The organism is Stenotrophomonas maltophilia group sp. RY12688 (genome assembly GCF_052149045.1).
Lineage (GTDB): Bacteria > Pseudomonadota > Gammaproteobacteria > Xanthomonadales > Xanthomonadaceae > Stenotrophomonas > Stenotrophomonas sepilia.
Window position 1 is genome coordinate 2,077,681 of sequence record NZ_CP197389.1, and the last position, 22,620, is coordinate 2,100,300.

At 66.0% G+C, this 22,620-nt stretch carries 19 protein-coding genes; 13 read left to right on the top strand and 6 right to left on the bottom strand.

What is annotated here, in order from left to right:
• Positions 1-65 precede the first annotated feature (65 nt).
• The 4 genes from ACS0OT_RS09765 to ACS0OT_RS09780 form a co-directional block, all read right to left on the bottom strand.
• Positions 66-446: a hypothetical protein gene (locus ACS0OT_RS09765; protein ID WP_065178565.1), complete on the bottom strand. Its 381-nt coding sequence runs from the start codon at positions 444-446 to the stop codon at positions 66-68.
• A 202-nt stretch (positions 447-648) separates the two neighbouring features.
• Complete coding sequence (gene infA / locus ACS0OT_RS09770) at positions 649-867, bottom strand: translation initiation factor IF-1 (protein ID WP_005409596.1); 219 nt, start codon at positions 865-867, stop codon at positions 649-651.
• An 86-nt stretch (positions 868-953) separates the two neighbouring features.
• A complete protein-coding gene (gene aat / locus ACS0OT_RS09775) occupies positions 954-1,694 on the bottom strand; it encodes a leucyl/phenylalanyl-tRNA--protein transferase (protein WP_442256354.1) in 741 nt (246 codons plus the stop codon).
• A 65-nt stretch (positions 1,695-1,759) separates the two neighbouring features.
• Positions 1,760-2,884, bottom strand: coding sequence for a GNAT family N-acetyltransferase (locus ACS0OT_RS09780; protein ID WP_065196735.1), 1,125 nt, complete (start codon positions 2,882-2,884; stop codon positions 1,760-1,762).
• Positions 2,885-3,075: 191 nt separating this feature from the next.
• Here ACS0OT_RS09780 and ACS0OT_RS09785 point away from each other — a divergent pair, with 191 nt between their 5' ends.
• Complete coding sequence (locus ACS0OT_RS09785) at positions 3,076-4,584, top strand: N-acetylmuramoyl-L-alanine amidase family protein (protein WP_262220061.1); 1,509 nt, start codon at positions 3,076-3,078, stop codon at positions 4,582-4,584.
• Between the two features lie 99 nt (positions 4,585-4,683).
• On the opposite strand, the gene trxB is transcribed toward ACS0OT_RS09785, so the two are convergent.
• A complete protein-coding gene (trxB, locus tag ACS0OT_RS09790; RefSeq protein ID WP_005416486.1) occupies positions 4,684-5,655 on the bottom strand; it encodes a thioredoxin-disulfide reductase in 972 nt (323 codons plus the stop codon).
• Between the two features lie 233 nt (positions 5,656-5,888).
• Here trxB and ACS0OT_RS09795 point away from each other — a divergent pair, with 233 nt between their 5' ends.
• The 5 genes from ACS0OT_RS09795 (at position 5,889) to ACS0OT_RS09815 (ending at position 13,061) form a co-directional block, all read left to right on the top strand.
• Positions 5,889-8,249 carry a DNA translocase FtsK gene (locus ACS0OT_RS09795; RefSeq protein ID WP_005416487.1) on the top strand — a complete coding sequence of 787 codons (2,361 nt, stop codon included), beginning with the start codon at positions 5,889-5,891 and terminating at the stop codon, positions 8,247-8,249.
• A 39-nt stretch (positions 8,250-8,288) separates the two neighbouring features.
• Positions 8,289-10,232, top strand: coding sequence for a DUF3857 domain-containing protein (locus ACS0OT_RS09800; protein WP_262220060.1), 1,944 nt, complete (start codon positions 8,289-8,291; stop codon positions 10,230-10,232).
• A gap of 111 nt (positions 10,233-10,343) precedes the next feature.
• Entirely contained in the window at positions 10,344-10,982 is a 639-nt protein-coding gene (gene lolA / locus ACS0OT_RS09805) for an outer membrane lipoprotein chaperone LolA (protein ID WP_005416489.1), read from the top strand.
• Positions 10,983-11,223: 241 nt separating this feature from the next.
• Positions 11,224-12,501: a replication-associated recombination protein A gene (locus ACS0OT_RS09810; protein WP_227836677.1), complete on the top strand. Its 1,278-nt coding sequence runs from the start codon at positions 11,224-11,226 to the stop codon at positions 12,499-12,501.
• 188 nt (positions 12,502-12,689) lie between these two features.
• Positions 12,690-13,061 carry a DUF805 domain-containing protein gene (locus ACS0OT_RS09815; RefSeq protein WP_026346975.1) on the top strand — a complete coding sequence of 124 codons (372 nt, stop codon included), beginning with the start codon at positions 12,690-12,692 and terminating at the stop codon, positions 13,059-13,061.
• A 73-nt stretch (positions 13,062-13,134) separates the two neighbouring features.
• On the opposite strand, the gene ACS0OT_RS09820 is transcribed toward ACS0OT_RS09815, so the two are convergent.
• The gene (locus ACS0OT_RS09820; RefSeq protein WP_005416493.1) at positions 13,135-13,509 is read right to left on the bottom strand and encodes a hypothetical protein; all 375 of its coding nucleotides are present in this window, start codon (positions 13,507-13,509) and stop codon (positions 13,135-13,137) included.
• A gap of 320 nt (positions 13,510-13,829) precedes the next feature.
• Here ACS0OT_RS09820 and ACS0OT_RS09825 point away from each other — a divergent pair, with 320 nt between their 5' ends.
• The 7 genes from ACS0OT_RS09825 to fusA all read left to right on the top strand — a co-directional run bounded on the left by ACS0OT_RS09825 (position 13,830) and on the right by fusA (position 22,520).
• Positions 13,830-14,858, top strand: coding sequence for an alpha/beta hydrolase (locus tag ACS0OT_RS09825; RefSeq protein WP_197599023.1), 1,029 nt, complete (start codon positions 13,830-13,832; stop codon positions 14,856-14,858).
• Between the two features lie 122 nt (positions 14,859-14,980).
• Positions 14,981-16,357: a YncE family protein gene (locus tag ACS0OT_RS09830; RefSeq protein ID WP_139727070.1), complete on the top strand. Its 1,377-nt coding sequence runs from the start codon at positions 14,981-14,983 to the stop codon at positions 16,355-16,357.
• A gap of 51 nt (positions 16,358-16,408) precedes the next feature.
• Positions 16,409-17,455 (top strand): heme/hemin ABC transporter substrate-binding protein, encoded by a 1,047-nt coding sequence (locus tag ACS0OT_RS09835; RefSeq protein WP_262090570.1) that lies wholly within the window; start codon positions 16,409-16,411, stop codon positions 17,453-17,455.
• Positions 17,452-18,495, top strand: coding sequence for a FecCD family ABC transporter permease (locus ACS0OT_RS09840; protein WP_235645915.1), 1,044 nt, complete (start codon positions 17,452-17,454; stop codon positions 18,493-18,495). The genes ACS0OT_RS09835 and ACS0OT_RS09840 overlap by 4 nt, the downstream gene beginning before the upstream one ends.
• Entirely contained in the window at positions 18,492-19,253 is a 762-nt protein-coding gene (locus ACS0OT_RS09845) for a heme ABC transporter ATP-binding protein (protein ID WP_262090571.1), read from the top strand. The genes ACS0OT_RS09840 and ACS0OT_RS09845 overlap by 4 nt, the downstream gene beginning before the upstream one ends.
• A 64-nt stretch (positions 19,254-19,317) precedes the next feature.
• Positions 19,318-20,067 carry a hypothetical protein gene (locus tag ACS0OT_RS09850; RefSeq protein WP_139727073.1) on the top strand — a complete coding sequence of 250 codons (750 nt, stop codon included), beginning with the start codon at positions 19,318-19,320 and terminating at the stop codon, positions 20,065-20,067.
• A gap of 416 nt (positions 20,068-20,483) precedes the next feature.
• Positions 20,484-22,520 (top strand): elongation factor G, encoded by a 2,037-nt coding sequence (fusA, locus tag ACS0OT_RS09855; protein ID WP_005416500.1) that lies wholly within the window; start codon positions 20,484-20,486, stop codon positions 22,518-22,520.
• The last annotated feature ends 100 nt before the right edge of the window (positions 22,521-22,620 follow it).

Sequence of the window (22,620 nt, forward strand, 5' to 3'; positions counted from 1 at the left end):
CCGGGCCTGGCCCGGTGGACCTGAAACAACAAGGGCGGCTTCGGCCGCCCTTGTCATGTGCCCCGTCAGCGGCTGCGCTGGCGGGCCTTCTTCTTGAAGGTGGCCTCGTCGACTGGCTCGATCTGCGACACGATGCAGCGACTGGAATCGGTGAGCAGCTGGCTGCGGCCGGCAGCGCACAGCAGGCCCTGCTGGCCGTCCGTAGCGAAGCTCAGTTTCCGCGAGTAGCCTGCCGCCGAGCAGTCGTCCTGGAAATGCACGACGTAGTGGTCCTGGCCATTGCGCAGCAGGATGTTGCGCGAGGCGCCGGCTCGCACCAGTTGCTGGTCGCTGCCCAGCTGGACGCAGTCACTGGAGGTGGAAAGAGTGTCGGCGGCGTGCACGGGCGCTGCGCTGGCGGACACGGCAAGGGCGACGAGCAGAGCGGTCAGCGGGAGCATGTTCATGGCGGGGCAGGGGATGGCGATCCGGACTGGATCGGGTCCCACGATGCCGCCACGGATGCAGATGCGAATCTGCCGCAAGCAGGGCTGACCGACGTCACGGTGAGTTCGGTCACGATGACCTCCGGCAGGGCCGGATTGCAGGCATGACAAAAGGCCAGCAACCAGGGCTGGCCTTGTCGAAATGGCGCAGCGCGCCGACCGCTTACTTCATGCGGTAGGTGATACGACCCTTGGTCAGGTCGTACGGGGTCATTTCAACCTTGACCCGGTCACCGGTGAGGATGCGGATGTAGTTCTTGCGCATGCGGCCGGAGATGTGGGCGATGATTTCGTGCCCATTTTCCAGACGAACGCGGAAAGTGGTGTTCGGCAGCGTCTCGCTGACGGTGCCCTCGAACTCGATGGAATCGTCTTTCGACATGTAGTCCTGTGCGGTTCAGAAAACGGCCACGCTGGGCCTAAGGCGCGGTATTTTACGCGTGACCGGCCCAGCTTGCAAAGTTTGTGTTAACCGCCGGCCAAATGCTGGGCTGGCAAGCGTCCGACGGCCTGTGTCCACGAGCCTTCACGGCTGTCACGGCGCACGGCCTGGCGCACGTGCTGCAGGAATTCCGCGCGCGGCAGGTGTTCGGCGCCCATCCGCAGCAGGTGCGGATTTTCCACCTGGGCGTCGATCAGCTCCCAACCCCAGCCGTGAAGCGTGGACGCCAGTGCCGCCAGCGCGATCTTGGAACCACCGCTGGCGCCACTGAACATGCTCTCGCCGAAGAACATTGACCCGATGGCCACCCCGTAGATGCCGCCGACCAGCGACTGACGGTCCCAGACTTCGAAGGAATGGGCGAAGCCGAGGTCGTGCAACTGGCTGTAGGCCTCGACCATGGCCGGGCTGATCCAGGTGCCGTCCTGGCCGGGCCGAGGTGCCGCCGCACAGGCGCGCATCACCTGGCTGAAGGCGGTGTCCGCGCTGACCTCCCATGTACTGCTGCGCAGCTGGCGGCGGAAGCGGCTGGACAGGTGCACGCCGTCGGTGCGGAACACCATGCGCGGATCAGGCGACCACCACAGGATCGGCTCGCCCCCGCTGAACCACGGAAAGATGCCGCCTGCGTAGGCGTTGAGCAGACGCGCTGGATGCAGGTCACCACCCACCGCGAGCAGGCCGTCGGGCTGGCGCAGGGCGGTCTCGGCAGGAGGGAAGGGAGCGTCCGGCGCATCGGCCAGGCGCCAGGGCAGCTGGCGGGTCATGCCGGCATTGTAGTCGTCGCGGCCCCGCGCGAATGCCGTGGTAGATGCCAACGCTGGTTGGCTGGTCACCCGTCCGCGCGAAATGGGCTGTGCCCCAACAGCTCCTGCCGGTACCGCCGCACATCGCGCCGCTCCTGCCGGCACCACTCCTGCAGCGCCTCGGCGAAATCCGCGTCGGCCACCCAGTGCCGGCTGCGTACCAGCGTCGGCAGGAAGCCTCGCGCCAGTTTGTGCTCGCCCTGTGCGCCCGGCTCGAAACGGCTCAGCCCTTCGCGCAGGCAGTATTCGATGCCCTGGTAGTAGCAGGCTTCGAAATGCAGGCCGGGCAATGTGGCGCCACCCCAGTAGCGACCGTACAGCGTGTCACCACCGCGCAGGCAAAGTGCGCCGGCGATTGGCTGGCCTTCCTGCTCGGCCAGGAACAGCACCAGCCCACGTCCCAATGAAATGGCCAGATGGCGCAGGAAAGCCTCGGTCAGCGCCGGGGCATTGCCGTACTCAAGGAAGGTCTGCAGGTAGAAGCGATACATCGCCTGCAGGTCGGCGCGGCTGGCCTCGTCGCCATGCACCACGCGGAACGTGATGCCCTGGCGGGTGACCTTGGCCCGTTCCTGGCGGATGTTCTTGCGGTGCTTGTGGTTCATCGCGCCGAGGAACTGGTCGAATGTCGCCCAGTCACCCGGGTTCTGCCACTGGAACTGCACGTCCTCGCGCAGCAGCCAGTCATCGCCGAACAGCGCCTCGTCCGCTGCGGTGTGGAAATTGATATGGGCCGATGACACCTCCAGTGCTGGCAGTGCATCACGCAACACCGAAAGCAACGCGGTGCGATCTGAATCGTGACGGGCCAGCAGGCGCGGCCCGGTGACCGGCGAGTACGGCACCGCGCCCAGCCACTTCGGGTAGTAGTCGCGGCCATGGCGGGCGTAGGCGTTCGCCCAGGCATGGTCAAACACGAATTCGCCGTGGGAGTTGGTCTTCAGGTAGCCCGGAATGGCGCCGATCAGGCGCTCGCCCTCCCACAGCGTGCAGTGCCGGGGTTGCCAGCCCCAGTCCTCGCGGAGGCAGCCGTGCTGTTCCAGGCCTGAAAGGAAGGCGTGGCTGACGAACGGGTTCTGGCCGTCGTGCAGGGCATCCCAATCGGTGGCGGGAATGGACTGCAGGGAGTCGAGGAAGCGGGGGGAGGGCATGGTTGGCAAGGATAGGCCAGGTGGATCGCGAATGGTGTTGGCGGGGCTGGGTTGGTTTGTTTCGGTTGGAGGTGAGGAAAATTTGAATTCTCCATCCGTGTGCGCTGGGTTGCGGAATGCCTGAATTCGAAAGGACAGAGTGAGCTGCGCCGCTGGAGCGGTGCATTCACTCTTTGCATGGAGTAGCCAAAATGAACCAGAAGCTTCGCCTTGGATCCCTTTCTGTTCTGCTGTCTCTTGTGGGCGGCGGACTGTTGATCAGCCCCGCGCAGGCCGTTGACGCTCCTCGTGCGGTGGAGCAGGACACTGGGCTCGACATCCTCTTGACCCAGAAGGCACGCGACATTCTGGAGCGCGTTCGTCTTGTGGATGGCCAGGCGCGCAGTCGCCGGGTTGAGGTATCAGCAGATATCGCCAACGGTGTAGTGACCGTGGCGCTGGATCGGGTCTTCCTTCCTGCCGATTACGGGCCGTCGTTCGAGGATCAGCGAAGCGAGATCAGTTTTGGACTACTGCATTGGGCCGAGCAGGCGGCTCCGTTCAGTCGTGTCGTTTTTCTGTATGACGGGAAAGAGATCGAATACTACTTTCCTGAGATAAAGGCTGCGGACGATGCGGCGCGGGAAGCGGGGGAAGCGCTGCGGCGGACGCGTGGAACGCCTGGGTCCGGGATGGCGTTTGTCGCAGCCGGGCATGGGTATTTCTACAGCTACAAGGACAACCGGTGGGTGACCTCAAGGGATGAATGGAATGGCGTCTCGGAGGGGCTCTTGACTCCGTCGTACGCCGCGGACCTGAAGGCGATGATCGAGCAAAGGAGCCAAATGCCTGTCATCCGCCCGCGCGTTCAGATCACGGGAACGACTCATCCTCCGAGTGGTGAGGAGTGGTGGACCATAGCTGCGCGCTACGCGATTGCCGAGCAGTATTCGGCCGAGACAAAGATATGGAACACGTACGCAGGCAGTACGCTTTGGGATCGGGAGGAGCGTGAAGACATCAACAGTCGGCCGCTTCTCGCAAACCACCACGGAGCTGAGGTGGCGATTCATCTGCACAGCAATGGAGAACCCTCGGGGGCCGCGCGCGGTACTCGTGTGATCGTGCAACCTGGTAGGCCGATGGATGCTGCTCTTGCAGAGAGTGTCCTGTGCTCGATGAAGGAGCTGATTCACTCGCTACCTGAGTATGCGGCATTCACCGTGGCTCCCGCTCCGCACGCGCTGGACAAGGGGGAGAACCGAGAGGCGCACATGCCATCGATCATCGTAGAGACGGCGTTTCACACGAATCCGGATGATGCCAAGGCGCTGCAGGACCCCGTCTTCCGCTCGGCGTCGATGAAAGGGGTGGAGAAGGGCTATCGCCTGTGGGCATCAGGAAAGACCTGCGAGCCCCTGGCATTGCATCCGGTGCCGGATACCGACGTGCCGATCCAAGCGGCCCGGGACATTGAACTTGGATATGCCGGGAATCCCCAGTATCCGGTGTCGGTTGAGCTCTCGCTGGCGTCCTGTTCGGAGGAAGGTGCGTGCACGCCATCGGCGACGACGTTCGATGACCCTGCCAAACCGCTGACCATCAATCTCGCCTGCAATGGCCCAGACCCGGGTGTCGCGCGCTGGAGTGCTGTACTGCGCGACGCGGATGGCGTTGCCACGGCACCGGTCGAGTTCTCGCAGGCGTGCGTACGGGCGTGAGGGCAGGCTTCGGTCTGCCAGGCATGGCCTGGCACTACTGAAAGCACAAAGGCCGGCGCTCTCGCGCCGGCCTTTGGTCGGGGTCGAGCATGGCTCGACTCAGCTGGCCTTGCCCTGCGCGTCCAGGTAGCGCTCGGCGTCCAGTGCGGCCATGCAGCCGAAGCCGGCCGAGGTGATCGCCTGGCGGTAGTGCTGGTCGGCTACGTCGCCGGCGGCGAACACGCCTTCCACCGAGGTCTGGGTGGCGTTGCCGCCCAGGCCCGAGCGGATTTCCAGGTAGCCGTTGTTCATCGCCAGCTGGCCGTCGAACAGGGTCGTGTTCGGATGGTGGCCGATGGCCACGAAGAAACCGTGTGCGTCGATGTCGCGGGTGCTGCCGTCCAGGGTGGACTTCACGCGAACGCCGGTCACGCCGGCATCGTTGCCCAGCACTTCCTCCACCTGGTGGTGCCAGACGGTCTCGATCTTGCCTTCGGCGACCTTCCTGAACAGCTTGTCCTGCATGATCTTCTCCGCCTTCAGAGTGTCGCGGCGGTGGACCAGGTAGACCTTGCGGGCGATGTTGGACAGGTACAGCGCCTCTTCGACGGCGGTGTTGCCGCCGCCGACCACGACCACGTCCTGGTCGCGGTAGAAGAAGCCGTCACAGGTGGCGCAGGCGGAGACGCCGCGGCCCTTGAAGGTCTCTTCGGTCGGGATGCCCAGGTATTTGGCGGTGGCGCCAGTGGCGATGATCAGCGCGTCGCAGGTGTACTCGTGACTGTCGCCGATCAGCTTGAACGGGCGCTGCGACAGGTCGGCGGTGTGGATATGGTCGAAGATGACCTCGGTCTCGAAGCGCTCGGCGTGCGCCTGCATGCGCGCCATCAGGTCCGGGCCCATCAGGCCGTGGGCGTCACCCGGCCAGTTGTCCACCTCGGTGGTGGTCATCAGCTGGCCACCCTGCTGCAGGCCGGTGATGACGACCGGCTTCAGGTTGGCACGGGCGGCGTAGACGGCGGCGGTCCAACCGGCCGGGCCGGAACCGAGGATGACGAGGCGCTGGTGGCGGGAGGGCAGGCTGGTGCTCATGTAAACTCGCGAAAAGGTAGATGGGACAAGGCGCTGGCGATGTTTGCGCAGCATCCATGGCTGCTCATAGAGTGGCGGCTGGGGCAGGGCGATTCAAGCCGATGAACAGAACGCCGTCATCCAGCGGTGGTTCCGGGCCTCGGATTGCCTTGCCGGACGTCGCATAACTGAAAACTGACGCCGTCTCATTTATTATCAATCACTAACAGCGCATTCCAAAGGTATGGTCTAAGGTGGCGAAGCAGGTCCCTGAACGCTCCAAGTCGGACGACAGCAAGGCGTCACGTCGCACGGCCGCGGCGGCGACGACCGACAATCCACGCCGCCAGCGCCTCTGGCGCGATCTGGGCCTGATCGCCATCGCGCCGGCCCTGCTGTACCTGGCGGCCAGTCTGTTCACCTATTCAGCCACGGATCCGGGCTGGTCGCATACCGGCAGCGTGGTCGCGCCGGTGCATAACCTCGGCGGCCGCGCCGGGGCCTGGATTGCCGACGTGCTGCTGCAGCTGTTCGGCTACATCGCTTTCCTGTTGCCGGTGGTGCTCGGCGCACTGGCGTGGATCGCCATGTTCGGCCTCAAGCGCGAGAGCAAGGGCGAGAACGATCTGGACCCGGCGCTGCGCCTGGTCGGTCTGGTCGGTTTCCTGATCGCCGGCACCGGCTTCCTGCACGTGCGCCTGTTCAGTGGCGATGTCGCCAGTGCCGGCGGCATTCTCGGCAAGCTGGTGGGCAATTCGCTCACGGTGGGCTTCGGTGCGCTGGGGGCGAACCTGTTCGTGCTGGTATTGCTGCTGGCCTCGATCACCCTGGCCACCGGGCTGTCCTGGTTCACGGTGATGGAGAAGATCGGCCGTGGCGTAATGTCGCTGGCACCGCTGCTGGAGCGCAAGAAGGAAGAAGTCAGCGAGTGGAAGCAGACCCGGGTGATGCGCGAGGAGCGCCAGGAAGTGCGCAAGGCCGACGCCGAGGTGCGCGCCAAGCGCGAGCCGGTAAAGATCGAACCGCGCCCTGAGCCGGTGATCGAGAAGAGTGATCGCGCCAAGCGCGATACCCAGATTCCGATGTTCCGTGGCGTCAACGGCGATGGTTCCGACCTGCCGCCGCTGGCGCTGCTGGATGATCCCAAGCCGCAGCCGAAGGGCTACGACGAAGAAACGCTGGAAACGCTGTCGCGGCAGATCGAGTTCAAGCTGAAGGACTTCCGCATCGATGCGCAGGTGGTCGGCGCCAACCCTGGCCCGGTCATCACCCGCTTCGAGATCGAGCCGGCACCGGGCATCAAGGTCAGCCAGATCAGTTCGCTGGACAAGGACATCGCGCGCGGCCTGTCGGTGAAGTCGGTGCGCGTGGTCGACGTCATCCCGGGCAAGTCGGTGATCGGCCTGGAAATTCCCAACGTCACCCGTGAGATGATCTTCCTGTCCGAGCTGCTGCGCTCGAAGGAATATGACAAATCGGCCAGCGTGCTGACCCTGGCGCTGGGCAAGGACATCGCCGGCCGCCCGACCGTGGCCGACCTGGCGCGCATGCCGCACCTGCTGGTGGCCGGTACGACCGGTTCGGGCAAGTCGGTGGCGGTCAACGCGATGGTGCTGAGCCTGTTGTTCAAGGCCTCGCCGAAAGACCTGCGGATGCTGATGATCGACCCGAAGATGCTCGAGCTGAGCGTCTACCAGGGCATTCCACACCTGCTGGCGCCGGTGGTCACCGACATGAAGGAGGCCGCCAACGGCCTGCGCTGGTGCGTGGCCGAGATGGAGCGCCGCTACAAGCTGATGAGCGCGGTGGGCGTGCGCAACCTGGCCGGCTTCAACAAGAAGGTGAAGGAAGCCCAGGACGCCGGCCAGCCGCTGATGGATCCGCTGTTCAAGCCGAACCCGGAGCTGGGCGAGGCGCCGCGTCCGCTGGAAACGCTGCCGTTCATCGTCATCTTCATCGACGAATTCGCCGACATGATGATGATCGTCGGCAAGAAGGTGGAAGAGCTGATCGCGCGCCTGGCACAGAAGGCGCGTGCGGCTGGCATCCACCTGATCCTGGCCACGCAGCGCCCGTCGGTGGATGTGATCACCGGCCTGATCAAGGCCAACATCCCGACCCGCATCGCCTTCCAGGTCAGCTCCAAGATCGACTCGCGCACCATTCTCGACCAGTCTGGCGCGGAGACCCTGCTGGGCCACGGCGACATGCTGTACCTGCCGCCGGGCACCGCGCTGCCCGAGCGCGTGCATGGTGCGTTCGTGTCCGACGACGAAGTACATCGCGTGGTCGAGCACCTCAAGGCGATGGGCCCGGCCGACTATGTCGACGGCGTGCTGGACGAAGTGCAGACGATGGGCGACGGCGTGGTCGTCGGCGCCACTGGCCTGCCCGAGACCAGTGCGGCCGGCGACGAGTCCGACCCGCTGTATGACGAAGCGCTGCGGGTGGTCACCGAGACCCGCCGTGCCTCGATTTCCGGCGTGCAGCGCCGGCTGAAGATCGGCTACAACCGTGCAGCGCGACTGATCGAGGCCATGGAAGCGGCCGGCGTGGTCAGCCCGCCCGAGCACAACGGCGACCGCACGGTGCTGGCACCGCCGCCGCCGAAGTAAGACCCGACGTATCCCCCACGACGTCCAAGGAACCGACGCATGCTTCACCCCGTACCAAGCGCGCTGGCGCTGGCGCTGGCTGCCCTGATGGCTGCCGGCCCGGCACTGGCAGAAACCGCCACCTCCGCGCCCGCCACGGCGCCGCCTTCCACCAGCGGCGATACCGAAGCCAGCAATAATTTCAGCATTGTCCGTTACCGCGCCGACTACCAGGTCCGGCCGGATGCGGGCAATGTGCAGACCGAAACCTACGAGGTCCTGCTCAAGACCAAGGCCTCGGTCGAGCAGTTCAGCCAGGTGCGGCTGAGCTACAGCGAGAAGATGGAAACGCTGGAGGTGCTTAGCGCCTACACCATCACCGCCGACGGCCAGCGCCGCGACGTGCCGGCCGACCGCATCTACACCCAGGAAAGCTACTCCAGCGCCTCGGCGGCGATGTATGCCGACCGCAAGGTGCGGGTGATCGTGTTCCCGAACCTGGCCCCGGGCACGCGCCTGTACTACCAGGTGCGTCGCACCCAGGCTACGCCGTACTTCCCGGGCTATTTCGGCCTGTGGGAGACCTTCAACGTCTTCACCGAGTACGAGGACGCCGAGGTCACCCTGAGTGCGCCGGCCAACCTGCCGATGTTCGTGGACAGCCGCGGCGTGCAGGGCAGTGACCGGCCGACAGTGAAGAATGGCCAGGCGCAATGGCGCTGGCGCTACCAGCGCCGCGAGGCGATGCCGGCGCAGAACTGGTCGGCGGCGGGCTGGGAGTTCGGCCCGAACATCATGGCCAGCACGTATCGTGACTGGTCGCAGATGGGGCGCGCCTACCAGCTCAAGGCGGGCCCGGCGGCCGAGGTGACCCCAGCGCTGCAGGCGCTCGCTGATGAGATCACCGCCGGCATCAGCGACCGCCGCGAACAGGCTGATGCGCTGTATCGCTGGGTCGCGCAGAACATCCGCTATGTGGCGGTGTACCTGGGCAACGGCGGCCTGGAGCCGAACAGCGCGCAGAGCATCCTCGACAATCACTATGGTGACTGCAAGGACCACGTGACGATCCTCGAGGCGCTGCTGGCGGCCAAGGGTATCGCCAGCTCGCCGGTGCTGATCGGTGCGGGGGGCGGCCCGACGCTGCCGAGGATTCCGGTGCTGGGCCGCTTCAACCACGCCATCACCTACATCCCCGAATTCGATCTGTACCTCGATTCGACCACCGCGTGGGCGCGCTTCGGCCAGCTGCCGGAGGGTGACCTGGGTGCGCCGGTGATGCGCACCCGGGACGCCACGCTGGCGCGCACTCCGGCCAACACGCCGGAGCGTAACGCCACCTCGATGGAAGTGCGTTTCACCTTCGACGCCAACGGCAACCTGCGCGGCGAGACGATCCCGAAGCTGGGCGAGAACGCCGAGATCGGCATGCGCGCGCAGTTCTCACAGCTCAACGCGCAGAACCGTGCGCGCGCTGAGGAGCAGATCATGGCCGCCTCAGGATTCGATGGGCGAGGGCAGCTGCAGATCCAGGGCGTACCGGTCGACCTGACCCGGCCGTTCGGCTACCGCATGGCCTTCCAGGCCGAGGACTACGCCGACTTCAGCGTGGCCGGCGGCATGGCCGTGCCGGACCCGCCGGGTGGCGAGTCGGTGCGTGGCTTGTACGCCACCGCCTCGGCGCCGGCCAACGAGACGCCTTTCTACTGCAATGCCAGCCTGCGCGAGGAAACCTATCGCCTGCAGTTCCCGGCCAATGCGCCGATCATCGCCATTCCGGCCAGCCAGCGCTTTACCAATGCCGCTGGCGAATACCGGGTGGACTGGAGCCGCGAGGGCCAGGAGGTGATCGTGCACCACCGCTTGCAGCAGAACGCGGTGCGTGGCCCCGAGGCGCTGTGCCTGCCGCAGGACTATCCGGCGTTCCGCGCGCTGTACCGCGAAGTGCGTCGCGGCTTCCGCGGCCAGGTGCTGTACGGCAAGCTGCCGGCATCTGGCGGCTGAATCGCCGATGGACGTTCAGGGCGGCATAATGTCGCCCTGATCGCCCATTCATCTTCCCCCGGGCACACTGGCAACCACCTTTCCTGGCGCCCGCGCCCACAGGATTTCCGCATGAACTTCCGCTTCCGCCGTTTCCTTGCCACGACTACCCTGGCCGTCGCCTGTGCCGCTGCCGGCAGTGCCTGGGCCGGTGCCCGCGATGACCTGAAGACTTTCACCAGTGGCCTGAAGGGCCTGGATGGCCAGTTCAGCCAGCAGGTGTTCGACAGCCGCGGCAAGGTGAAGGAATCGACCAGTGGCCGCGTGGCCCTGTCGGCGCCGCGCCTGTTCCGCTGGGAATACGTGCGCCCGCACGAACAGCTGATCGTGGCTGACGGCAGGAAGGTCTGGATGTACGAGCCGGACCTGGAGCAGGTCACCGTGCGCGAGCAGGGCAAGGAAGAGCAGAACAGCCCGCTGACTGCGCTGATCAACCCGGCGCTGCTGGAACAGCAGTACGACGTCAGTGAAGAGGCTGCGCAGCGTGATGGCCTGCAGTGGCTGTCGCTGTCGCCGAAGCGCGAGACCGAAGCCAGCTTCCAGTACGCCGCGCTGGGCTTCAATGCCCAGGGCCTGGCCAAGATGGAGATCACCGACGCGGTCGGACAGCGCACCGTGATCAGCTTCAGTGGCTGGAAGCGCAATCCAGGCTTTGCTGCCGGCACCTTCAGCTTCACCCCGCCGAAGGGCACGGACGTCATCGGTAATTGACCGAGGATGCCGGGCATGACCCGGCGCCACCTGCTCCGGTGGGTGTCAACCGGCACCGCCTTGGTGGGTGTCAACCTTGGTTGACGCAATTTTGATCTGCCGGCCAGCGGCCGGCACTACCGGAATCGTCGTCACCTTGTCGCGGTACAATGTGCGGGTGGCAAGACATCGTTCAACTTCCTTCCCCGGCCCCGATCTGCTAAGCGTTGATCGGGAACATCTGCGCCCGCTGGCCGAGCGCATGCGCCCGCGCACCCTCGACGAAATGGTCGGGCAAAAGCGCCTGCTGGCGCCGGACAGCGCGCTGCGTCGCGCGGTCGAATCCGGGCGCGTGCATTCGATGATCCTGTGGGGCCCGCCGGGCTGCGGCAAGACCACGCTGTCACTGCTGCTGGCCGAGTACTCCGATGCCGAGTTCCGTGCCATCTCCGCCGTGCTGTCCGGCTTGCCGGAAGTGCGCCAGGTGCTGGCCGAGGCTGCGCAACGGTTCGCCGAGGGCAGGCGCACCGTGCTGTTCGTGGACGAGGTGCATCGCTTCAACAAGGCGCAGCAGGATGCCTTCCTGCCGCACATCGAGCGCGGCACGATCCTGTTCGTCGGTGCCACCACCGAGAATCCGTCGTTCGAGCTGAACTCGGCGCTGCTGTCGCGTTGCCGCGTACATGTGCTGGAAGCGGTATCGCCAACCGATATCGTCGAGGCGCTGGAACGCGCGCTGGGCGACCGCGAACGCGGCCTGGGCGAGGAGGGTATCGAGGTTGCGCCCGAGCTGCTGCTGGAAATCGCCACTGCCGCTGATGGTGACGTGCGCCGCGCACTGACCCTTCTTGAAATCGCCGCCGAACTGGCGGGTGGGGAAGGGGGTCGCATCACCCCGCAGACCCTGACCCAGGTGCTGGCCGATCGTACCCGCCGCTTCGACAAGGGCGGCGAGCAGTTCTACGACCAGATCTCAGCGCTGCACAAGTCGGTACGCAGTTCCAATCCGGATGCCGCGCTGTACTGGCTGACCCGCATGCTCGATGGCGGTTGCGATCCATCCTACCTGGCACGTCGACTGACCCGCATGGCGATCGAGGACATCGGCCTGGCCGATCCGCGCGCGCAGAGCATGGCGCTGGAAGCCTGGGACATCTACGAGCGGCTCGGCAGCCCGGAAGGCGAGCTCGCGTTCGCCCAGCTGGTGCTGTACCTGGCCAGCACCGCCAAGTCGAACGCGGGCTATGCCGCGTTCAACCAGGCCAAGGCCGACGTGCGCCAGAGCGGTACCGAAGAGGTGCCGTTGCATCTGCGCAATGCGCCAACCAAGCTGATGAAGGAGCTGGGCTACGGCGCCGAATACCAGTACGACCACGACGCCGAAGGCGGCATCGCGCTGGACCAGACCGGTTTCCCGGATGCGATGGGCGAACGGGTGTACTACAACCCGGTGCCGCGGGGCCTGGAGATCAAGCTGAAGGAAAAGCTTGATCGGCTGCGCGCCGAACGTGAGGCGGCGAGGGCCGCGAAGGGCCGTTGAGCTGGCTTATGTAGCATCGAGCGATGCTCGACTCCGCTCTGGACCGACCCAGCAGCACCTGCGGAAACAGCAGCCGGGCATGGCTCGGCGCTACAGGGGTAATGGCAGTCGAGTGTGGTTCGTCACCACATTGTCCTGCGGGCGCTCCTTTGGCACACTGCGCGGCTGCTTTTTCAAGGATTGATGCCGTGCAGGAAATGATTCTGCCGTTGAAGCGTTATGCCCAGTTCGAGGGTCGTGCCAACCGTCGCGAGTACTGGATGTTCCAGCTGTTCCTGTTGATCGTCTCCGCCGTGCTGATGGTGCCGCTCATCGCCGGGCTGGTGATGCAGTCCGACGTGCTGGGCATCGCGTCGATCATCCTGTTCGTCGTGTTCTGGCTGGCCACGTTCGTGCCGGTCATCGCCGTCACCGTGCGCCGACTGCACGACTGCAACCAGTCGGGCTGGATGTACCTGCTGGCCTTCGTTCCGTTCGGTGGCCTGGTGATCTTCGTGTTCGCGCTGCTGCCAGGTACACCGCAGGAGAACGTCTACGGCCCGGTGCCTGCGGGGCCGTGAGACTGCGTGAGTCGAGCATGGCTCGACTTCTACAGGGCGGGAAAACGAAGCCGGCGTTTCGCCGGCTTCTTTCTTACTTGATGCTGCAGTCGCCGAAGGAAAGGTAGTCCGTTCCCGAGCTGAACTGCAGCGTGCAGCTTGCGGTGAAAGTCGCGCCTTCTTCCAGCGCGCCCAGCTTGGCCGCCTGGTGCTCGTCGTCGCTGGTCAGCCGGGCCAGGACATTGCCCTGGTCGTCGCCGGCCTCGATCAGCGGCTCGCCCGCCAGGTTGCTGGAGACGCCCAGGGCAACGGCAGTGAATGTCACCGTCTGGTTGAGTTCTTCCATGCCCAGTGACGAATTGCCGGCCTCTTCAAAGGCCTGGTAGAGCGTTGGCAGATCCTGTGCGGCATGGGCGGCCAGCGGTGCAAGCAGGCCGAGGGAAAGGGCGATCAAGGCGGTGCGCTTCAAGGTGTTCTCGCAGTCACGGGATTCATTCCCGTGGATGGTGGTCAGTAGATCCACGCCATGCGTGGATGGGTTTGGCAAAGGACAGGGCGCGGCCGGCGACTCGATTGCCCATCCATCCGCAGCCCTGCGAGGGAAGGGCGCTCCTGCGCCCCGCTGCCCGGCAAAATAGTGGATCCGGTGTTTCCGGCGCAACCGGGAAAATGAATGCATCGCGCGCGTGATACACAGCGTGACGTTTGATCGATGTGATAATCATTCGCGTTTAAGGTAGACTGCGGTCCCCTGAGAACCGGCGGCCTTGGCCGCTCCTGCCGCCACTGATGAAGCTTTTCGTCCTGCCTTCGCGCCGTGGCCCATTGGCCCGCGGCCTGGCTGCCATGATGATGGGTCTGCTCCTGGCCACTCCTTACGCCCATGCGCAGCAGCGTAATCCGCTGCAGAAGATCGGCCACACCGTGCTCGACGAGCCGGCGGCCAGCTATCGCTTCGAGCGTTTCGTGGTGGACAGCCCGGACCAGCAGCGCCGTTGGCGGGTGAACCTGGCGATCCCGGCCAAGGCCGGCAAGACCCCATCCCCGGTGCTGTACGCGCTGGATGGCAATGCCGTGGCCATGGTGCTGGACCAGCGGCTGCTGGCCGAGCTGGCTGCGCGCAAGGCACCGCCGGTACTGGTGCTGATCGGCTACGACAACGACCTGCGCATCGATTCCAGGGCGCGTACCCGCGACTACACCGCGTGGATCGACCGTGCCGACGACGAGAGCGGCACGACCCAGGCCGTCGGCGGCGGCGCTGCGGCTTTCCTTGATGTGATCGAGCGCCGCATCAAGCCGGAAGTCGAGCGTCGCGCACGCATCGATACGCAGCAGCAGGCGCTGTGGGGCCATTCGCTGGGCGGGCTATTCGTGCTCAATGCGCTGTACACGCGACCTGCCGCGTTCCAGTCCTATCTGGCAGCCAGTCCGTCGCTGTGGTGGAGCCAGGGCGCGGCGCTGGGTGATCCGGAGCAGCAGTTCGTGCAGAACGTGCACGGCCAGCCGGCCAAGCTCTGGCTGATGCTGGGCGGCGCCGAGCGCGTCGGTGATCGCGGCAAGCGCGATATGAGCAACCCGCGCGTGGTTGCGCACCTGCGCCGGATCAGTGGCGCCACCCCGGATGCGGCGATGCAGTTGTCCGAGCGGCTGGGCAAGGTGCCGGGCCTGAGCGTGCAGTACCGCGAGTTCGACGGCCTCGGCCATGGCCCGATGCTGCCCGCGTCGTTCCATGCCGCGCTGCATGAGTTGTACGGCGTGACCGACCGCAGCGCCGGCGATGGCGTGCCCAATGGCGGTGACAGCGCCGCCGAGTGAATCCCTTCGCACGCGCTGCCGTGCGACCCCACTACCCAGGCGAGGCTGCCGGCGTGCAGCGGCCCAGGCAACCGATGAATCCCGCGCCACGTGGCGCGGCCTACGTGTGCAAGGAGCCTGCCATGTCGTTCCGTCCGTCTTTCCGTCTCACCTCTCTCGCCGCCGGCCTTTTGCTCGCGGTGACCGCCACCGCGCAGCCGGTGTTCGATCAGCCGGCCAACGCCACCTTCAAGGGTGAGGTCGTCTCGCGCGGTGAGAACGTGGTTCCCGGCAGCACCGCCGACGTGGTCGGCCGTGGCTTCGTGCCGGGCCAGAAGGTCAGCCTGCTGCGTGGCGACAGCGTGCTCAACGCACAGCCGGTGGTGGTCGATGCCGATGGCAACTTCAAGACCCAGCTGAGCATTCCGACCGACGCGGTGCCGGGCACCCACCCGGTGGTGGTGCGCGCCAGCCAGCCGGCTGCAGCCACCGTGCTGAAGCTGCGCGTGTCGCCGCAGCTGCCGCTGTCCGGCCAGGCGCAGTTCGCCACCCAGTCCAACAAGCTGGTGCCGGGGCTGTATCAGTCCGCTTACAGCGCCGCCAGCAATGCCGTGTTCGTGACCTCGGCGGTGGGCCGTCCGCCGGTGACCCAGTCGCAGCTGCTGAAGCTGGATCCGAAGTCGCTGAAGGTGATCAAGGCGATCACCCCGGCGCAGGTGCCGGGCAGCACCAACGGCGCGGTCTATGCGGTCTACGGTGTGGGCGTGGATGACGCCAATGGCAATGTCTGGGTCACCAATACCCGGCAGAACTCGATTGCGGTCTACCGCCAGAAGGACCTCTCGCTGGTCCACCAGTTCCCCGTCGACACCGTGCCGCATGCGCGCGACGTGGTGGTCGACGGCACCCACGGCAAGGTGTTCGCCTCGGCCACGGGTGAAGACCACCTGTCGGTGTTCGATGCGAACACGTTCAAGGAACTGCCGCAGGTGACGCTGGAGTCCGGCGTGGATGATGGCAAGTTCACCCCGATGAGCCTGGTGCTGGACGAGAAGGGCGGCAAGCTGTTCACCGTCAGCATCGGTACCCCGGAAGCGGCGGTGATCGATGTGGCCAGCGGCAAGGTCGACAAGGTCATCGACCTGGGCAATTCGATCAGCGCCTCTGGCGTGGCCTTCGACGCAGCACGCAACCGGCTCTATGTGGCCTCGCAGGGCACCGACAACCTGCTGATCGTTGACGTGGCCGCCGGCAAGGTGCTGCATGACGTGCCGGTCGGCGCCGGCGCGCTGAACGTCGCCTTCGATGATGCCTCCGGCCTGGCCTATGTCAGCAACCGTGGCGCTGGCACGGTCACCGTGGTGAATGGTGACGGCAAGGTGGTGGCCAACCTCGATGGCGGCACCCTTCCGAACCATGTGCGTGCCGACGGCAAGGGCAACGTGTTTGCGGTGAACAAGTCACGTGGCACCGAAGATCCGAAGGGTGACCGCATCACCCGCATCACCCCGAAGCAGTAAGTCACAGGGCAGGGCGGCGTGCGCGTCGCCCTGCCAGCAAGGAGAACGTCCATGAACATCGCGTCCCGTCTGCGCCCGTGTGCGCTTCCGTTGGCTGTTTCGCTGGCGCTGGCCGCCTGCAGTGGCTCGTCAACGCCGTCTGATGGCCACAAGACTGCCGAGCCGCCTGCCGCAACAGCTGCTGCCGAAACCGCGTTGCCGGCAGGCTGGCAGCGCGTGGCCGGTGCCGAGATGCCAGCGGTGCATGAACAGAGGGCCGTGCTGCCGGCCAAAGTGCATTCCGATGACGGTGCTGACATTGAAGTGTCCGACACCAGCCGGATCATTGCCGGTGGTGACGACGTCATCGCGGTGATCGATGCGCTGGGGCTGGGCAAGCAGGTATTCGCTGCGCCAACCAACACCACCACCCAGGCCGGCCTGGCTGCCCCGCACCAGTTCCTGTTCAACCGCACCACGGGCGTGGAAGGCGTGCTGAGCCTGCAGGGCTCGCTGTTCCTCGGCAACAGCCTACGCCGCCACACCGAGCTGGCGAAAAAGCTGCGCGAGGTGGGCGAGCCGGCGGTGGTCATCGATGACCTGCAGCCGGCGCCGGACAAGGTGCGCAAGGTCGCTGCGGCACTAGGGCTGGCCGAAGCGGGGCAAACACTGGCCACGCAGGTGCAGCGCCAGCTCGACGAGGCTGCAGCGATTGGCAAGGGCCTGGGCCATGCGCCACGACTGATCCACGTATCGGCGACCGGCGCTGGCGGCTCGCCCACCGTTGCGGGTGCCGACAGCGCCTCGGCGCAGCTGATCGCCCTGGCCGGCGGCATCAACATCGGCACCGAGGCCGGGGTGAAGAACTACTCGCAGCTGAGCAACGAGGGCGTGGTCGCGGCGGCACCGGAAGTGATCCTGGTGACCGAGCACGACCTGCAGCTGTTCGGCGGTGCCGATGGCCTGTGGAAGGCGTACCCGACGCTGAAGCAGACCCCGGCCGGGCAGGCCAACCGGGTCTGGGTGATGCCGGATGTGCAGCTGAAGTACACCAGCGTGGGTTCTGGTGCGGGCGCGCTGGCGCTGGCCAAGGCCCTAGCAGCGTTGCCGAAGGCATGAGTCCGGCGGATCGGCGCCGCCGTCGCGGGCGGGCGATGTTGATGATGGCCTTGCTGGCCCTGCTGGGGGCGGTGCTGGCGTCGTTCGCCGTGGGCCCGCTGCGGTTGCCACCGCTGGAGGTGATGCAGGCGCTGGCGGTGAAGCTGGGCCTGCTTGATCCGCAGGCGGTCAGCAGCCGCGATCTGGCGGTGGTCTGGCAGCTGCGTATTCCGCGTGCCCTGTTGGGCGCGATGGTCGGTGCGTCGTTGGCGATGGCCGGTGCCAGCCTGCAGGGCCTGTTCGGCAATCCGTTGGCCGACCCCGGCATCGTCGGTGTCAGCCAGGGTGCTGCACTGGGTGCGGTGGCCGCCATCGTGCTGGGCGCCGCCGGTGCGGCGGGCTGGCTGGTGCCTGTGGCCGCGTTCGTCGGCGGTGCGCTGGCGATCGGCCTGACGTATGCGTTGGCACGGCCCGGCAAAGGCGCGGGTAACGCCACGCTGCTGCTGGTCGGTATCGCGATGGCCGCGTTCTGCTCGGCGCTGATTGGTTTCCTCACTTACATCGCAAGCGAAAGCGAACTGCAGTCGCTGGTATTCTGGCAGATGGGCTCGCTGGCACGTGCCAACTGGGCCGATGTGGTGGCGGTGGTGCCGCTGTTTGCGATTGGCGTGTTCGCGTTGCAGCGACTGGCAACGCCGCTGGACATGCTGGCGCTGGGGGAGCGCCAGGCACAGCACCTCGGGCTGGATGTCACCCGCACGCGGCGTCGCCTGGTGGCGTTCAGCGCGCTGCTGGTGGGCGCGGCGGTGGCGTTTGCCGGTTCGATCAGTTTCGTTGGCCTGGTAGTGCCGCACGTGGCACGCCTGCTGGTCGGCCCGGGTCATCGCTGGTTGCTGCCGTTGTCCGGCCTGCTGGGTGCAGTGCTGATCGTAGTGGCGGATACCGCGGCGCGCACGCTGGATCCACCCGCTGAGATTCCGCTGGGCCTGTTCTCGGCGGCGCTGGGTGCGCCGTTCTTCCTCTGGCTGGTGCTGCAGCAGCGCCGCAAGGCGGTGCCATGAGTGTGCTGTTGAAGCTGCACGAGGTGGTGGTGCGCCGCCAGCAACGTGAGATCCTGCACGGCATTTCCTTGGCGTTCGAACCGGGTACGGTGACCGCGCTGGTGGGCCCGAACGGTGCGGGCAAGTCCACGCTGTTGGCGGTCGCGGCCGGCGACCTGCGCGCCGATGCGGGCGAGGTGAGCCTGTTGGGCAGGCCGCTAGCCAGCTACAAGGCAGGGCCGCTGGCGCGCGAGCGCGCGGTAATGCCGCAGGAGCACGGCGTGCGTTTTGCTTTCAGCGTCGAAGAGGTGGTGGTGATGGGGCGATTGCCGCATCCGCCGGATCCGCGTGTGGACGACGCGCAGGTGGAAGCTGCCATCGATGCCGCCGAACTGCAGGCCCTGCGCCTGCGCGAGGTGCAGCAGCTGTCCGGTGGTGAGTCCGCCCGGACCACGTTCGCGCGCGTGCTGGCACAGGACACGCCATTGCTGCTGCTGGATGAGCCCACTGCTGCGCTGGATCTGCGCCATCAGGAGCGCACGCTGCGCAGTGTGCGTGCCTGTGCACAAGCCGGTGCGTGCGTGATCGTGGTCCTGCACGACCTCAATCTGGCCGCAGGCTATGCCGACCGCATCGTGCTGCTGGAGCAGGGCACGGTGGCGGCCGATGGCACGCCATTGCAGGTGCTCACCGAAGACAACCTGCAGCGCGTGTACCAGCAGGATGTAGTGGTGCTGGAGCATCCGCGTCGTGGGGTGCCGCTGGTGGTGGTGACCTGAGCGAACGTCCGCCAGGTTGCTCCGGGTATCATGGCGGCTTCGTTTTCTTCAATGGACTGACGCCATGTTCCGCACGGTTACCCGCAGCGTGCTGCTTGCCGCGATGATTGCTTCCGTTTGCGCAGCCCATGCAGCGTCGACCTCCCAGGTTTCGCTGACCAACGCGGCCGAGAATGCCTCGCTGATCGAAACCCGGCATTCCAGTGGCGACGGTGCCGCAGTGACGTCGATGAAGACGCGGTACTTTGCCAACGAGGAAATGTCGGTGAGCTGGGACGGCCAGCAGGTACTTGTGCTTTGCAGTGAAGCGGCGTACCTGCAGATTCCTGCCGCCAAGCTCAAGGCCGGAGCGCTGACTACCGAGCAGCGGCAGATGATCGTCTATCAGGCACTGATGTCCGGCTTGGGGGCTGTCGCGGGCGTTGTCGGGCCGGCCGGCGAGGTGGTAACCGTGGCGGATGACGGTAGCGAGACCCGCAGTGTTGGCGAGAACAGCTGGGCATACGGTATCGAGCGCTACGACGTGATCAGTCAGCGGCTGCCGGATGGTGCTCTTCGGGTCCGGACCCGTAAGACGGAAACCGTGAATACCACGCCGCCGGCGGGCCCGGACGACACATTCAGCACCGAAGATGATCAGGCGGCACGCCTGTCCGAGCTGGCGCCGGTGGGGAGCTGGATCGAGGTCGTGATTCATGGTGGCCCACGGCTGCCGCACGTGGACCCGGCGATTTCGTTGAAGGGCTGGATGTCGATGGGGGATGACCAGCCTGCAACAGTGGCCGAGGCGCGCAAGCTGCACGGCTGCAAGTGAGGGCTGCCAGGGGTCAGATCCCTTTGCCAGGGGCAAAGGGATCTGACCCCGATCTTTGCTGGTCTCATCGTTCTATTTATGTTTGCAATATTCACTTGCGCGCCAGATTGATAGGTCTAGAATGCGCCCCATGAACCGGATGCCGCTCCTGAAGTTTTTCACCCTGACCCGCGCAAGTGCGGAACGGGCGTGTCTGCCTGGAGCTCCACAGGGCCGCTGAAGCGGCTATCGGTGGATCATCCACAGAGCGCCCTTCGGGGCGCTCTTTTCGTTTCTGCAGTTTCATTTCCGCTAACCCGATGTACCGCAAGGAGAACGTGCCATGCACCAGATCGCCGAGACCGAACGCTAGCCGCGCACCCTGTCGCCAACCGGGGTGCGCGGCCCCCGAAGTTGGCTTTGCAGGAACCTTTCTCATGAACACCCAAGTCCTTTCCCGCCGCCGCAACCTTGGCATCATTGCCCACATCGATGCCGGCAAGACCACGCTGACCGAACGGCTGCTGTGGAAAAGCGGCGAAATCCATCGCGTCGGCGAAGTGCACGACGGCAATGCGACGACCGACTTCTCGGCGATCGAGCGCGAACGTGGCATCACCATTGGCGCGGCCGCCGTGCAGGCGCAGTGGGCACCGCGCGACCTGCCGGCGCATCGATTGACCCTGATCGATACTCCCGGCCACATCGATTTCGCCATCGAAGTCGAACGTTCACTGCGCGTGCTCGACGGTGCCGTGGCCGTCTTCTCGGCCGTGGACGGCGTGCAGCCGCAGTCCGAGACGGTGTGGCGCCAGGCGCGTCGCCATCGCGTGCCGCTGATCGCTTTCGTCAACAAGATGGACCGCGTAGGCGCTTCGTTTGAGCGCGTGCTGGAGCAGCTGCAGGACAAGCTGCGCGCGCGGCCGTGGGCGCTGGGCGTGCCGTTGGGCAGCGAAAGCGGCTTCAATGGCTGGGTCGATCTGGTCGATGAGCGCATGCTGCAGTGGCAGGAAGGCGGCGCAACCACGGTGACCCCCTGGGACGAAGCGGCGCGCGCCCAATGGCAGGCCCAGCGCGATGCGCTGGTCGAAGCTGTGGCCGATCATGACGAAGAACTGGCCGATGCCTGGCTGGAAGGTCGCGTGATCGATGCCGGGGCGCTGCGCGCGGCAATCCGCCGGGCGACGCTGGCAGGTGCAGGCGTGCCTGTGCTGGCCGGTGCTGCGTTCAAGGACAAGGGCATCGAGACGCTGCTGGATGCCGTGGTCGATTACCTGCCGTCGCCGCTGGATCGCCCTGCTGTCAGCGCCGAAAGCGATGAGGGCGAGGTGATGCTGCCGCCGGATCCGGACGGTCCACTGGCAGGCCTGCTGTTCAAGATCACCCACCAGCAGCACGGCGCGCTGAGCTTCGTGCGGCTGTACTCGGGCACCTTGAAGGTGGGCGACGCGGTGGCCAGTTCGCAGCATCCTCAAGGGCGGCGTGTCAGTCGCCTGGTGCGGGTGCAGGCCGACCAGACCCATGACATCGAGCAGGCCGTGGCCGGTGACATTGTCGCGGTACTGGGCTGGAAGGATGCGGTCAGTGGCGAGACGCTGAGCAGCCGTGCGCAGCCGCTGCGGCTGGAGAACATCCAGGCCCAGGCGCCGGTGCTGGCCTGGCGGTTGGAGCCGGCGCGTGCGGCGGATCTGATCCGGATGGCGCAGGGACTGGCCAGCCTGGCCCAGGAAGACCCCTCGTTCCGTGTGGAAACGGACCGGGAAACGGGTGAAACCCTGGTCTGGGGCATGGGCGAGCTGCACTTGGAAGTGATGGTCGAGCGCCTGCGCAGCGAATGGAAGGTCGACGTGGCCGTAGGTGCGCCACGCGTGGCCTACCAGGAGACGCCGATGCGCCCGATGACCGGTGTCGTCGGGCGGCTGGTCAAGCAGACCGGTGGCCAGGGCCAGTTCGCGCACGTGGTGCTGGATGTGACGCCGCGCGACGACGACCTTGTCGTGTTCAACGACCGCATCGTCGGTGGCGTGGTGCCGCGCAGCTTCATCGCGGCGGTGGAAAAGGGCGTGCGTGCTGCGCTGTCGGAAGGTCCGCAGGGACATCCGGTGGTCGGCATCGAGGTCAGTCTTGTCGATGGCCAGACCCATGCCAAGGACTCTTCGGAGATGGCATTCCATCGCGCAGGCGCCGAGGCGATCAAGGCGGCGCTGGCCGAGGGTGGCACGCAGCTGCTGGAGCCGGTGATGGCGGTGACGGTGCATTCGCCGTCGGCATCGGTGGGTGATGTGGTCGGCGACCTCAACCGGCGCCATGGCCGCATCGCCCGCATCGAGGACCAGGACGGTCGTGCCGAGGTCAGTGGTTTCGCGCCACTGGCGCAGTTGGTGGGTTACACCACCTCGCTGCGTTCGCTCAGCCAGGGGCGGGCCAGCAGTGAGGCGCACCTGCACGGCTATGAGCCAGTACGCGCGGCATAGGCAAGGTGAGGGGAGCCCGTTCGCGGGCTCCCATTTTTTTTGTCCGGGTTTCCGTATCCACGCATGGCGTGGATCTACCGGGTGACCGGGTCGCGAGCTC